Here is a 12,300-nt window from a genome sequence, read left to right as displayed (position 1 = left end):
GATCTGTGTCCTAGAGGTTTTTGGCGTCGATGACGCGACCCGTTTCCGCGGATCGATAGGCCGCTTCCGCCAGGGCATAGGTTTTCAGGCTGTCTTCGGCGGAGGTCTCGAAACCGCCCCCGTGCAGAAGCGTGTCGATGAAGTGCTGCTGTGTCCGCGGCACGCTGTCCTGGATCTGCGTCCAAGGCGTCGAGGTCCAGCCACGGCCATCGTCCTTTATCGTTTCGCGCCGCTGCTTACCGCCCGCATGGATCAACAGGACCTCACCCTCCAGAATCTGGATTGTGCCGCGCCGTCCCTCGATCTCACCGAGCGTTTGCGGAAACGGATTGGGAAAACGATGCGAAGCGTAGCTGACATCGACGATCGAGGTTACCTGATTATCGTGGCGCAGCAGGATCGTCGCTGCGTCCTCCCCGGCGAGCCCTTGCTTGACCGACTGGGTGAAGCACGAAACGTCACCGGCGTCGCCGAATAGGAAGCGCGCCAGATCCAGCATGTGGATACCCACATCCATGATCATAAAGCGCTTGGTCTTCAGGAGGTAGGGCTGGTTCGAATAGACATCGATGGCGTTGCGCCAGGAAAGGCGACCAAAGGTCGGTTCGCCGATTTCCCTGCTATCGAGGATTTCGCGGATGCGCCGAAAGATTTTTTGGAACCGAAAATTCTCGTGCACCATCACGGGCACACCAGCTTCGGCTGCGTTCGCGACGATACGACGGCACGTCGCGATATCGGGCGCGAACGGCTTCTGGACGATGACGGGCACGCGATGCCGGAGCGCCAGCGCGACCAGTTCCTCATGCGTTTCCATCGTGGTGCAGATATCCACGAAGTCGAAGACACCGGACGACAGCACGTCCGCTGTGTCGTGCCAGGCGGGAATGGCAAATTCAGCAGCGTAGTTGCGCGCCCGCTCGGCATCGAGATCGCAGACGGCGGCGATTTTTGCACCGTTCGTTTCAGACCAGCCATGAAGCTGGTTACGGGCGAAAAAGCCGCAACCGATGAGCAATCCCTTGAGGGTTTCCGTCATGGGGTATTTCCATACTCCAGGGAGAGGACGCCGTAGGCGCCGATACGAACCGTCTCGGCAAGCGCCTGCGGCGTGTGGAAAGCCGCGCGATCGAGCGCCGCCAGGTCAAAACTTTCCGCGTCCAGCAAAACGCCGGTGACCGCGATTTCGCCAGCAAGGTCGATGGTGACGGAACCGGCCGAGAGATTGGCGAAGAGAGCCTTTCTGCGGCCATCCTTCTCCCACATCACCTTCGCCAGATGACGATCGATGCCGGCAGACACGACGCATCCTCCCGCAGCCTCCGAGATCCAGCGCGCCACGTGGTATAGCGGATAAACCGCGCCATCCGGCCGATGGTCCCATCCATCGCGCTCATAGGGCTGCTGCGAGGCGACAAGCCCAAATGGGCCTGTTGCCGCGCCGAAAGCGAAGCGACCGATACGCCAGGGCGCAATCTGTGCGAGGTAGCCCACATGCCAGGCGGCAGCAAAGAGGCCACGCTGGCGCGGATCCTGCGCGGCCATGGCAACACGCTCGTCCGGCTGGTTGTCGACAGGCGCCGGACCGTAAGGATTGAGCCTTGCGCCGATGCCGACCGGCCCGATGGCCAACGGCAGACCGTTCGAAAGGTTTTGGGCGGAGGAGAGTATATGCGGCAGCGACTGCAACGTCTCGACGACCGACGCATCGTCGGCTGCGTGCACCAGCGGCGTCGTCGCGAAGGTGAGATGTTGGGCGCGTGCCGGGTCGGGCCGCTTGCGATTGAGCTCCGTGAAGAAAGCCGGTGTGCCGCCACCGCGCCAGCTCTCCGGAAACGCTGCCGCAAGTGCTGCTGCAAGCTGCCCTTCGGTAAGGTGCGGCGGACGCGCCTCCCCGGGCTGGAAGGACTGTTCGTCGATCTTCGCAAAGGCCGCGATGTACGAGACGGCGATACCTGCATCCCTGAAGACTTGCGCAAGCCCCTCCAACTGAGCGCTCGCCGCCCCCGGATCGTCGCCGCCGAGAATGACCTGCACATCGAGTGAAGCACCGGTGCGTCGCATCAGTTCCGCAAGCTGGCCAGCCGCCGCGAGCGTATCGCCGCGCGCCGCGTCGTAGCGAAGCAGAAGGCGGGCTGGCTTTAGCTCCGCCAACGCGTCGGCAAACCGGAGCGCGTCCCGCGCATCATCCAGACGGTCGAGCGGGAGCGCGTAACCCGGCAGCGTCTGCCCCTTGAGCGCCGGCACGGAAACGGGGGCGGCCACGGTCGCGTTCGTGCCATCGTCTGCAATCGAGACGATGACCGACTGCCCCATCGGAACCCCGGGATTGAGCATATAGGGATAGGGTAGACCGATGGGACGGCTGTAGGTCTTAAACGAGGCGTCGGACCAGTTGCGGTGATCCTCCATCTCGAAGACGTCGCCTGAGAAACGCGTGGAGACGCGAAGGCCGGCATGCAGTCGATGCGCTATGGCCTGAATGTCCATGAGCGGCTGGCCGGGGCTGATCTGAAGCGGGATGGTCAGCGTCCTTGCAGGCCCGGATGCATGCTCGACCTCCACCTCTGTGCCGGCAAACCCCGACAGGGGATGCAGGATGACGAAGCCCGTGCGGTTGGTTTTAAAAGGTGCATCCGCGTGGATATCCGCCGACGCCTCGACATGGCCTTCGGCCTGCGCCTTGAAGCTGATCTTCGCCAGGACACCTTTGCCGGACTCGCCGAAATAGGCGTCGTAACGCACATCAAAACCAGCTTCATGCTCGTCGATACACAAATCCGCGATGGCAGGCGCAGGCGTACCCCATCCGGGCGTGCGCACGAGGAAGCTGACGCCGCGGAGTATCTCCACGCCGTTCCAGCGTATCCAGCGCAATGCTCCCGCATCGAACGTCGCCTCGAGCGCGCCGGCCTTGAGAACGCGCTTTGCCGGCTCCTCGATAGCAGTGCCGGTCTGGATGACGGAAATCTTCATCGGGATTGCCTTTTCACGAAACTGTCGAAAGCGACGGCGGCCACGATGATCAGGCCGACTAAGATCTGCTGCACGTAGGGGGAGACGTTGAGGATGACGAGGCCGTTGAGAAGGACGCCGGTCAGCAGGGCACCGATGACCGTGCCGATGATGGAACCGGTGCCGCCGCGCAGGCTCGTTCCGCCGATCACGACTGCGGCAATCGCCGTCAGCTCATAACCCGAACCCGCCACCGCCTCCGCCGAATTCAGGCGTGACGCGAGCACGAAACCACCGAGACCCGAGCAGAAGCCGATCACGGCGTAGACCGCCGTCGTCACACGCGTGGTGTTGATGCCGGAAAGCCTGGCTGCATCGGGATTGGAGCCGACGGCATATACAGCGCGCCCAAAGCGTGTCTGGGTCAGCACGATATGCGCCAGGAAAGCCACGACGAGAAAGAGGATGACGGGAACCGGGACCGGCCCGATCATGCCCCGCCCCCACCAGCCGAAGGCGTCGTCGAAGCCCGAAATCGGCCCGCCATTGCCGATGGTCAGCGCAACGCCGCGAAACACCGTCATCCCGCCCAGCGTAACGACGAAGGCCGGGACCGAAAGGCGCGCGACGGCAAGCCCCTGCAGAAATCCCGCAAGCGTGCCCGCAGCGACGGCCGCGATGACGGCGAGAGGCCACCCACAGCCCGTGCCGTCGGCACTGAGCAGAAACCGTCCCTCGATACCACCCTTAGCTATTACGGCTGCCACGAGCCCGGACATCGCCACGAGCGAACCGACCGACAGATCGATACCGCGCGCGAGAATGACGAAGGTCATTCCCACGGCAATAATGCCGTAGATCGATACCTGCCTGAGAATGTTGAACAGGTTGAGCGGCATCAGAAAGCGTGGTTGCAGGACCGCGAAGAGCAGGACTAGCGCCAGGAGGAATATGAGCGGCGCAATCCTGCCGAGAACTGTAAAGGTCTGTGCGCGGTGCGTCGTGGTGAGGGGAATGCTGGACATTGAAATTTCCTTGGAAGTTAGTCGGCCTGCCGGGTCATCTTCGTCATCAGCTCTTCCGCCGAAGCCGATGCACCCGCCGTCTCGAAGACGGAGCGGCCTTCCCGCAGGACCACGATCCGGTCTGAGAGCGCCATCAGCTCCGGCAGATCAGAGGAGATGACGAGGACGGCCACGCCCTGCGAGGCGATATCGCGCATAAGCGCATGCACGTCTTCCTTCGCGCCGATGTCGATACCGCGCGTCGGCTCGTCGACGATCAGCACCTTCGGCCGGCGCGCAATCCACCGGGAGAGAATGACCTTCTGCTGGTTTCCGCCGGAAAGCGTTGCGATGGGGGCATGGAAGGAGCTGGCGCGGATGCCGAGCCGCTCTATGAAACCGCTGAAGAGGAGTTTTTCCGCCGTCAGATCGTTGAGCCAGCGGTAACGAGGCTGACAGGCGCCTGCGAGGGCGAAATTCTCGAGAACGGCACGCTCCGGCAGGATCGCCTGACCCTTGCGGTCCTCCGGCACGAGGCCCAAACCGGCGCGAATGGCCTCGGTTGTGGACGACGGCGAGAAGCGTTGCCCGCCGAGATGGATTTCACCGGCGCCGATCGGATCGATGCCGAAGATCATACTGGCGGTCTCCGACCGTCCGGCGCCGACAATGCCGGCAAGGCCGACGATCTCGCCGGCGCGAAGGTCGAAACTTATATTTGTCACACGGGCCGGGGCGCGTCCCGATGCCCGCGCCGCCAGATTGCGCACCGCAAGCACAATATCGCCCGGCGCAGCAGCCTGCCGCCTGCCGCCGATCTTGACGTCACGGCCGGCCATCGCCCGGATCAACTGCGCATTGCCGACACCGGCGACATCGCCCTCCTCGACCATCCGTCCGTCGCGCAGAACCGTATAGGTCTGGCAGAAGGCCCTGATTTCATCGAGCCGATGACTCACATAGAGGATCGCGACGCCCTCGCGGGACAAACGCCCGATGATCTCGCCGAGGTGTCCGACCTCTTCTGGAGAAAGCGACGCCGTCGGCTCGTCCATGATGACCAGACGGGACTTGCGGGTTAGCGCCCGGGCAATCTCGACCATCTGCTGCTGCGCGATCGAAAGGCTGGCAACGGGCCGGCGGACGTCGAAGGAGGATATGCCGAGTTGGGCGAGCGCATCGCGCGCTGCCTGCTGAACTCGCTTCCAGTCGACCAGCCGAAGACTCGTGATGGGCAGGTGCCCGGCAAAGATCGCCTCTGCGACGGACAGATCGGGAAAGAGCGAAAGCTCCTGACGAATGACGCTGATGCCGGCCTTGTCGGCAGCGCGCGGTCCATCTAATGCGACGGGGGTGCCATCGACCTCGATTGCCCCGGAATCCGCAGGAAAGACCCCCGACAGGAGGTTGATGACCGTGGATTTTCCCGCGCCATTCTCACCAAGCAGGGCGCGCACCTCGCCTTCCCTGAGGGAAAGCGAGACACCATCGAGGACCGTCACCCCGAAGAAGCGTTTGACAAGACCGACCGCGGCTACAAAAGGTACGGGGCGCTCAGCGCGCCCCGACGTCTCGACGTCCACGGTATCTGGACGTGGATGTATAGTCATCAGTTGATGAGCCCTACGCGCTCGGCCTGTTCGAGATTGGCAGGCGTGATCGCAACGGGTGCAACGAGGACGTTGTTGGTTTCCGGCTTCTTGCCCTCGCGGATGAAATCCACGATCGCGCGGATGGCAACGCGGCCCTGCTGTCCCGGGAACTGGTCGACGGTGCCCGCCAGGCTGCCGTCCCTCACGCCCTTCAGAGCATCTTCGGAACCGTCATAACCATAGATCTTGATCTTGCCCTTCAGACCACGGGCTTCCACCGCCTGCGCGGCACCCAGCGCCATGTCGTCATTGCCGGCGACGATAACATCCGGAGCCTCGGAAAGGCCAGTCAGGATGTTCTCGGTGACGGCAAGGCCCTTATCGCGGGAGAAGTTGGCTGCCTGCTCGGAGACGAACGTGTACTTGCCACCTGCGGCATCGAGGACCTTGTGAACGCCGCCGCTGCGGTCGTTGGCGGTTTTGTCGCCCGGAATGCCCTGCAGGTTGACGACCTTCGCGCCGTCCGGGAAATCCTTCACGACGGCCCCGCCCTGCGCTTCGGCACCCTTGAAGTTGTCGGCTGCGACATTGGCCAGGACTTCGGGAACGCCATTGACCGGGCGATCCACGGTGACGACCGTGATACCTGCGGCAATTGCTTCCTTGACTACCGGCGCAAGTGCATCGGCTTCGACAGGCGCAAGAATGATGCCGTCAACGCCCTGCACGATGGCCGCCTCGAGGTCCGCGATCTGCTTGGGCGCGGAAAGCTGGCCGTCCGCCTTAAGGATGGTGACGCCGCCGATCTTCTTCGCCTCGTCTTCCAGTTGGTCGGTCAGGAACACGAAATGCGTGAAGGCAAAGGTCAGGGGCGACACGAATACCGTCACTTCGGCGTCCTTGCCCTTGGGCTCGGCGTGAAGCGCCGAAACGCCGGCAGCAAACAGCGCGAGGCCGGAGGCGACGGTCAGAATTGTCTTGCGAAACATGTTGTGGGATTTCCTTGTTTAGATGCCCAGAAAGTAGCGAGACAGCCAGCCCGATCCAAAGGCGAAACCACCAAAATCAGGAACAAAGCGGAAAATAAAATATGATTATTCGCACGCGATTAGCAAAATTTATCTACTATTTTTATAGAGAAAATGTAATTTCAGCCGCGCCTGGCATTTGCTATTTATATCAGAAACTTACAGCCTCTTTGACTCCTGTCTGGGTGCCAATATCTACACGAAGAGGCCTGAAACGCCGATATACGGCCGGGCCTTTGAAAGGAATGCAATGTCCCAATATCTCTCCTCCCTCTTCTCGCTAGAAGGCAAAACGGCGCTGATCGCGGGAGGCGCCGGCGCCATCGGATCGGCGATTTCGGAAGCCTTCGCCAAGGCGGGCGCGCGCGTGATCGTTCACGACTTGTCCGCCGCGCGCCTTGCCGGTTTGCAGGCACGCTTCGAGAGCGAGAGCCTCCCCTTCCGTGGTCTCCAGGCCGACCTCGACTCCGCGGCTGCCTGCAGCGATCTCGTTGAGAAGGCATGCCAGGTAACGGGACGGATCGACATCCTCGTCAACCTGCAAGGCACCAATCGCCGCAAGCCGATCGTCGACGTCACGCAAGACGATTTCGACATCATTACATCGGTTAATTTCCGAAGCGTCTACTTCCTGTCCAAAGCCGTGCAGCCCGTCATGAAGGCGCAAGGTGGCGGCAAGATCCTGCATTTCAGCTCGCTGTCGGCGAACATCTCCTTCGACACGATCTCGGTTTATGCGGCGACAAAGGCTGCTGTTACATCGCTGAGCCGCTCGATGGCGCATGAATGGGCCAGCGACAATATTCAGGTCAACGCCATCGAGCCTGGTTTCGTCCAGACCGAATTCACGCGTCCGCTTTGGGACGACGAATATCGCAGCCGCTGGTTTGCCGACTACATCCCCGCGGGACATCTTGCCGTGCCAGAGGACCTGATCACCACGTCGCTCAGCCTCGTCGCACCGGCTTCGCGCTACATCACAGGCAGAAGCGTGGTGGTCGACGGCGGCGTGCTCTCCGGAGACTCCTGGGTCGAGAAGCAGGGCCGGCCGGCCGCCTATCCCTGACCGCCCTCCCCCACGCACAAGACTTACAGAAGGAAGACTGCCATGGCCAACTGGCTCATCCAAACCGAAAAGCTTTCCACTCTCCTGGAAAACACGCCCGACAATGTCGTTGTCCTGGATTGCTCATGGTATCTGCCCGAAGCCGGCAAGCACGCCAAGGACGATTTCGTCCAGGGCCACATTCCCGGCGCGCGCTTCATCGACCTTAGCGACATATCGGACCCTGACTCCCCCTATGTGAACATGTTGCCCACCGAAGACTTCTTCGCCGCGCATGTCAGCCAGCTGGGCATCGACAACGAGACGGATGTGATCGTCTATGACGCGGGTTACGTCTCCTGCCGCCTCTGGTGGATGTTCCGCACCTTCGGCCACGACCGGGTCCGCATCCTGAATGGCGGTTGGCGGAAATGGAAAGCGGAAGGCCGACCGGTCGAAGTCGGCGAAAGCCGGCCGATCGAAACGCGCTCTTTCAATGCCCGACTGACTGCCGGCCAGGTTGCTACCGTTGATGACGTCCGCGCTGCCATCGACAAGGCCGATACCACGATCGTGGATGCACGAACGGCAGCGCGTTTCGACGGGCTGGAAGGCTCAGGTTATCCCGGCGTCGCCTCCGGTTACATGCCCGGCGCCATCAACACGCCCTGGGTCCGGTTCTTCGATCCCGAGAGGAATTTCGAGTTCGTAGCGCCCGAAAAGGCCCGCGCCGTCTTCGCGGAAGCGGATGCCGACATTTCCCGCAACGTCATCACCACCTGCGGCTCCGGCGTTACAGCCTGCATCCTCGGCTTCATGGTCGAGCAACTGGGCAATCCAGACTGGCGCCTTTATGACGGCTCCTGGCATGAATGGGGGCAGCGTAAAGACTTGCCAAAACTAGTGAAACAATCCAGGTCTTGAACAGATTCGAACCTTTGGCCGGCCGTTGCAGCTCAGGAGAAATCAACCGCGAATTCCGAAGCGCATTATCGCCTGTCTCTACGGCGGGTTAGCCGCCAGATGACGACACCCTCAAGAAGCAGTTGCAGGGCGTTTTTGAGGACGCCAAAGAATTGGCGTCCTCATGATCTCGAACCACTAAGCGGCTCCAAGGTAGATGTGATGCAAATCATCTCGCACGGCAAGCTCTGCCGAATCTCCCGCCAGCGCGACCCGTCCGCTTTCCAGAATGTAGGCTCGCGATGCATGTTCAAGAGACAGTGCCGCATTCTGCTCGGCAAGGAGGAACGCCACACCCTTCTCGCGGTTGAGCCGGACGATAATCTGGAAGATCTCCTGAACGATCTTCGGAGCGAGGCCCATTGACGGCTCATCCAGCAGAACGAGGCGCGGTTGCGTTAGAAGGGCGCGGCCGATCGCGAGCATCTGCTGCTCACCGCCGGAGGTCAGCCCGGCCAATGTAAGCCTCTTGTCCTTCAGGCGCGGAAACCACGCATAGATATCATCGATCTGACGCGACAGTTCTCGCCGTCCCGGCTTGTGAAGAAAAGCACCGGACAGCAGGTTCTCCTCGACGGTCAGGTGCGGGAAAACATGCCGACCTTCAAGCACATGCACGATGCCGCGTTTCGTCAGGTGGTTTGCAGCGGTTCCGAGAATGTCCTCGCCGTCGAAGCGCACATGCCCGCGGCGAACCGTCGCCCTGTCAGCCGCAGCGAGCCCTGAGATCGCCTTGAGCACCGTGCTTTTGCCAGCGCCATTGGCGCCAAGCAAGGCGACGATCTCACCCGCCCCAACGGCCAGCGAAACGTCGGCAATCGCCAGAATGGCCCCGCCATAGACGACCTCGATGCCCGACACGTCGAGAAGACGGCGGTTGGCGGGGAGCGAAGCAGTCGGTTCATGCTGAAGGGTCATCATTCTCTCTCCGTGACAAACCGGGGCGATATCGGCCCCGGCCCTGATGGATCAGTTGGTGCCAATATCGCGCGGTGTGATGCCGTGCTCCTTGGCATAGGCGGCGGACTTGGCGTCAATCAGCGGGCGCAGCGCTTCGCGGTCGGCCTGAACCCAATCGCTGACGAGATGCCAGTTTTCGCCGGTCCATTGCTGTACGCGTACCGCGCCGCCGCCCTCATGGTCCGCCGGGGTCAGCTGAAGATTCTGGACGAGGCCGAGGAAACCGGCCTTCTCCAGCGCAGCATCATCAAGCTTGAGCTGTTCCAGCGCCCACTGGCCTTCTTCGCCGGTGATTGGCCTGTTGCCGAACTTAGCCTGCGCCTGCCGGACGACTTCGACCGAGATAACCGCATTCACCAGACCGGAATTGTAGTAGACGCTACCGAATGCCTTGGGATCGCGCAGGTCCGACTTGCCGGTATCGATGATGTGCTGCTTCAGACGCTTGTGGATTTCGAAATCGGCGCCTGCCGGATAGGGCGTCAGGGCGAGATAACCCTTGGCAGCGTCGCCGGCGGGAATGACGTCCTCTTCCGAAGAGGCCCAGACATCGCCGATTATGCGGTCTGCCGGGAAACCGAAACGCTGCGCCGACTTGATGGCGACTGGCGTAGAAACGCCCCAGGTCCGCAGGAAGACCCAATCTGGTTTCTGCTCACGAACCTGGCGCCATTGCGAAGACTGTTCGCTGCCCGGATCGGGAACTGGAATCTGGATATTCTCGAAGCCATATTTTTCCGCAAAAAGCGCCAGCGGATCGAGCGTTTCCCGCCCATAGGCACTGTCGTGATAGACAGTGGCGATCTTCTTGCCCTTGAGCTTGTCGAAACCGCCTTCCCTCTCGGCAATATAGTTCACGATGGCGGAAGCTTCACTGTAGAACGTCACCATTACGGGGAAAATGTACGGAAAGACGCGCCCATCCGTCGCTTCCGTCCGGCCATAGGCCATGGTTACCAACGGAATTTTGTCATCAGCCGCACGGTCGGAAAGTGCATAGGCCGCTGGCGCACCGTTCGGGAAGTAAGCCGCAATCGGTGCGCCGTTCAGGCCGCGCTTGAAGCGTTCGTAGCATTCGATGCCCTTTTCCGCCGTCCATTCCGTCTCGCATTCCTGCCAGACGATCGGCACGCCATTGATGCCGCCTTCCACTTCATTGATGTAACGATAGTAGTCGATAATGCCCGCCCAGATTGATGCACCGGATGCCGCATAGGGACCAACGCGATAGCTGGCTATGGGGAAGAATTGCTTTTCGCTCTCGGGTCCCGGCGTCGTATCGACTGCCTGTGCGGAGCCTGCCAGAACCAGCATGGACGCAGCAGTCGCGATGGCGCCGCGCAAAAATGTCTTGATCATAGTGCTCTCCTTCTGAAAACCGGGGCGCAGCACTGGCCGCGCCCCGCATGGATCAATTGGTTTCCGTTTCCGGCGTGCGCGGCGTGATGCCGTTTTCCTTGGCGTAGGCTGCAGCTCCCGCCTGGATCAGCGGATTGAGGAGTTCGTGATCCGCCTTGATCCAGTCGGTCTGCAGTACCCACTTCTCGCCGTCCCAGCTCTGGATGCGAGCCGCACCACCGCCCTCATGGTCGGTCGGCGTGATCTTGATCTGCTGGAGCAAACCCTTGAAGCCGATCTCCTCGAGACGCTTGTCATCGATCGTCAGATGCTCGAAGGCCCAGCGGCCTTCCTCGCCGTTCAGCGGGCGGGCGCCGAAGTGCTTGTAGCCTGTGCGCAGCGCTTCGACGGCAAGCGCCGCATTGACGAGACCGATATTATAGTTGACCGCGCCGAACAGCTTCTGGTCACGCAGGTCGGATTTTCCCTTGTCGAGGATTTCCGCCTTCAGGCGCTTGTGGATTTCGAAATCCGTGCCGCCCGGATAGGGAGCGAGTGCCGAATAGCCGATGGCGGCCGTGCCGGCCGGAATGGCGTCGGATTCGGACCCTGCCCAGACGTCGCCGATGATGTGATCGGCCGGGAAGCCGAAGCGCTGCGCGGTCTTCAACGCCACGACCGTCGACACCCCCCAGGTGCGCAGGAAGACCCAGTCCGGCTTCTGCTCGCGAATCTGGCGCCACTGCGGCGACTGCTCATTACCCGGATCGGCCACGGGGATTTGGATGTTTTCGAAGCCGTACTTCTTGGCGAGAACCTCGACGGCCGGCTGGCTGGCGCGGCCATAGGCGCTGTCGTGATAGACGGTAGCGATCTTCAGACCCCTGAGCTTGTCGAAGCCACCGACTTTCTCGGCAATGTAGTTGATGCCGGTCGAGGCCTGGCTGTAGTAGCTGAAGAGCAACGGGAAGGCATAGGGGAAGACGGTGCCGTCGACGGTTTCCGTCTTGCCACCGGCCGGGTCGATCAGCGGGATCTTGTCAGCGGCAGCCTTTTCGAGCAGCGCGTAGGTCGCTGGCGTGCCGTGGGTGAAGAAGAAGGCGAGCGGCGAGCCGTCCTTGCCGGCCTTTACTCGCTCGTAGACCTCGACCGTGCGGTCCGGGCTCCATTCGGTCTCGAACTCCTCATAGTTGAGCTTCACGCCCTCGACGCCGCCTTCGACCTCGTTGATGTAGCGGAAATAGTCCCGCTCTCCGGCCCACCAGAGTTCGCCCGACGAGGCATAGGCTCCGACGCGGTAGGTCGGCAGCGGGATATACTGGCTCACCTCATCGGCCGAAGCCGGTGTGAGGCCGGAGAGAAGGGTGCCGGCAAGGAGCGCGGCGACAAGCAGACGTTTCATGAGTTCAACTCCT

The 12,300-nt window shown here is 61.7% G+C and carries 10 protein-coding genes; 2 read left to right on the top strand and 8 right to left on the bottom strand.

The window, feature by feature from the left end; translation table 11 throughout:
• Window positions 1-10: 10 nt before the first annotated feature.
• Genes MUO32_RS27755 through MUO32_RS27735 form a run of 5 tightly spaced genes read right to left on the bottom strand, consistent with a single transcriptional unit; the run spans window position 11 to window position 6,540 of the window.
• Window positions 11-1,039, bottom strand: a complete 1,029-nt coding sequence (locus tag MUO32_RS27755; protein ID WP_257951620.1) for a Gfo/Idh/MocA family protein — start codon at window positions 1,037-1,039, stop codon at window positions 11-13.
• Entirely contained in the window at window positions 1,036-2,976 is a 1,941-nt protein-coding gene (locus MUO32_RS27750) for a hypothetical protein (RefSeq protein ID WP_257951619.1), read from the bottom strand. The genes MUO32_RS27755 and MUO32_RS27750 overlap by 4 nt, the downstream gene beginning before the upstream one ends.
• Window positions 2,973-3,980 carry an ABC transporter permease gene (locus MUO32_RS27745; RefSeq protein WP_257951618.1) on the bottom strand — a complete coding sequence of 336 codons (1,008 nt, stop codon included), beginning with the start codon at window positions 3,978-3,980 and terminating at the stop codon, window positions 2,973-2,975. The genes MUO32_RS27750 and MUO32_RS27745 overlap by 4 nt, the downstream gene beginning before the upstream one ends.
• A 17-nt stretch (window positions 3,981-3,997) precedes the next feature.
• Window positions 3,998-5,569: a sugar ABC transporter ATP-binding protein gene (locus MUO32_RS27740; RefSeq protein ID WP_257951617.1), complete on the bottom strand. Its 1,572-nt coding sequence runs from the start codon at window positions 5,567-5,569 to the stop codon at window positions 3,998-4,000.
• On the bottom strand, window positions 5,569-6,540 hold the full coding sequence (locus MUO32_RS27735) for a substrate-binding domain-containing protein (RefSeq protein ID WP_257951616.1): 972 nt from the start codon (window positions 6,538-6,540) through the stop codon (window positions 5,569-5,571). The genes MUO32_RS27740 and MUO32_RS27735 overlap by 1 nt, the downstream gene beginning before the upstream one ends.
• A 289-nt stretch (window positions 6,541-6,829) precedes the next feature.
• Between MUO32_RS27735 and MUO32_RS27730 the strand changes: the two genes are divergently transcribed.
• Complete coding sequence (locus tag MUO32_RS27730) at window positions 6,830-7,645, top strand: SDR family NAD(P)-dependent oxidoreductase (protein ID WP_257951615.1); 816 nt, start codon at window positions 6,830-6,832, stop codon at window positions 7,643-7,645.
• A 42-nt stretch (window positions 7,646-7,687) separates the two neighbouring features.
• Entirely contained in the window at window positions 7,688-8,548 is an 861-nt protein-coding gene (locus tag MUO32_RS27725; protein WP_257951613.1) for a sulfurtransferase, read from the top strand.
• Window positions 8,549-8,725: 177 nt separating this feature from the next.
• Here MUO32_RS27725 and MUO32_RS27720 read toward each other — a convergent pair whose 3' ends face one another.
• From MUO32_RS27720 to MUO32_RS27710, 3 genes are read right to left on the bottom strand one after another with little or no spacing between them, the layout of a single operon-like run.
• On the bottom strand, window positions 8,726-9,508 hold the full coding sequence (locus MUO32_RS27720; protein ID WP_257951612.1) for an ABC transporter ATP-binding protein: 783 nt from the start codon (window positions 9,506-9,508) through the stop codon (window positions 8,726-8,728).
• 48 nt (window positions 9,509-9,556) lie between these two features.
• On the bottom strand, window positions 9,557-10,906 hold the full coding sequence (locus MUO32_RS27715) for an ABC transporter substrate-binding protein (RefSeq protein ID WP_374708731.1): 1,350 nt from the start codon (window positions 10,904-10,906) through the stop codon (window positions 9,557-9,559).
• Window positions 10,907-10,958: 52 nt separating this feature from the next.
• On the bottom strand, window positions 10,959-12,287 hold the full coding sequence (locus tag MUO32_RS27710) for an ABC transporter substrate-binding protein (protein WP_257951611.1): 1,329 nt from the start codon (window positions 12,285-12,287) through the stop codon (window positions 10,959-10,961).
• Between the last annotated feature and the right edge of the window lie 13 nt (window positions 12,288-12,300).

It is taken from the genome of Shinella sp. CPCC 101442 (assembly GCF_024704725.1).
Classification (GTDB): domain Bacteria; phylum Pseudomonadota; class Alphaproteobacteria; order Rhizobiales; family Rhizobiaceae; genus Shinella.
This window is presented reverse-complemented; position numbering and strand designations above follow the sequence as displayed.

Excerpts from the sequence above, each read along its gene's own strand:
- MUO32_RS27725 (WP_257951613.1), top strand. The coding sequence starts at position 7,688 with ATGGCCAACTGGCTCATCCAAACCGAAAAGCTTTCCACTCTCCTGGAA.
- MUO32_RS27740 (WP_257951617.1), bottom strand. The coding sequence starts at position 5,569 with ATGACTATACATCCACGTCCAGATACCGTGGACGTCGAGACGTCGGGG.
- MUO32_RS27720 (WP_257951612.1), bottom strand. The coding sequence starts at position 9,508 with ATGATGACCCTTCAGCATGAACCGACTGCTTCGCTCCCCGCCAACCGC.
- MUO32_RS27730 (WP_257951615.1), top strand. The coding sequence starts at position 6,830 with ATGTCCCAATATCTCTCCTCCCTCTTCTCGCTAGAAGGCAAAACGGCG.
- MUO32_RS27715 (WP_374708731.1), bottom strand. The coding sequence starts at position 10,906 with ATGATCAAGACATTTTTGCGCGGCGCCATCGCGACTGCTGCGTCCATG.
- MUO32_RS27710 (WP_257951611.1), bottom strand. The coding sequence starts at position 12,287 with ATGAAACGTCTGCTTGTCGCCGCGCTCCTTGCCGGCACCCTTCTCTCC.
- MUO32_RS27750 (WP_257951619.1), bottom strand. The coding sequence starts at position 2,976 with ATGAAGATTTCCGTCATCCAGACCGGCACTGCTATCGAGGAGCCGGCA.
- MUO32_RS27745 (WP_257951618.1), bottom strand. The coding sequence starts at position 3,980 with ATGTCCAGCATTCCCCTCACCACGACGCACCGCGCACAGACCTTTACA.
- MUO32_RS27735 (WP_257951616.1), bottom strand. The coding sequence starts at position 6,540 with ATGTTTCGCAAGACAATTCTGACCGTCGCCTCCGGCCTCGCGCTGTTT.
- MUO32_RS27755 (WP_257951620.1), bottom strand. The coding sequence starts at position 1,039 with ATGACGGAAACCCTCAAGGGATTGCTCATCGGTTGCGGCTTTTTCGCC.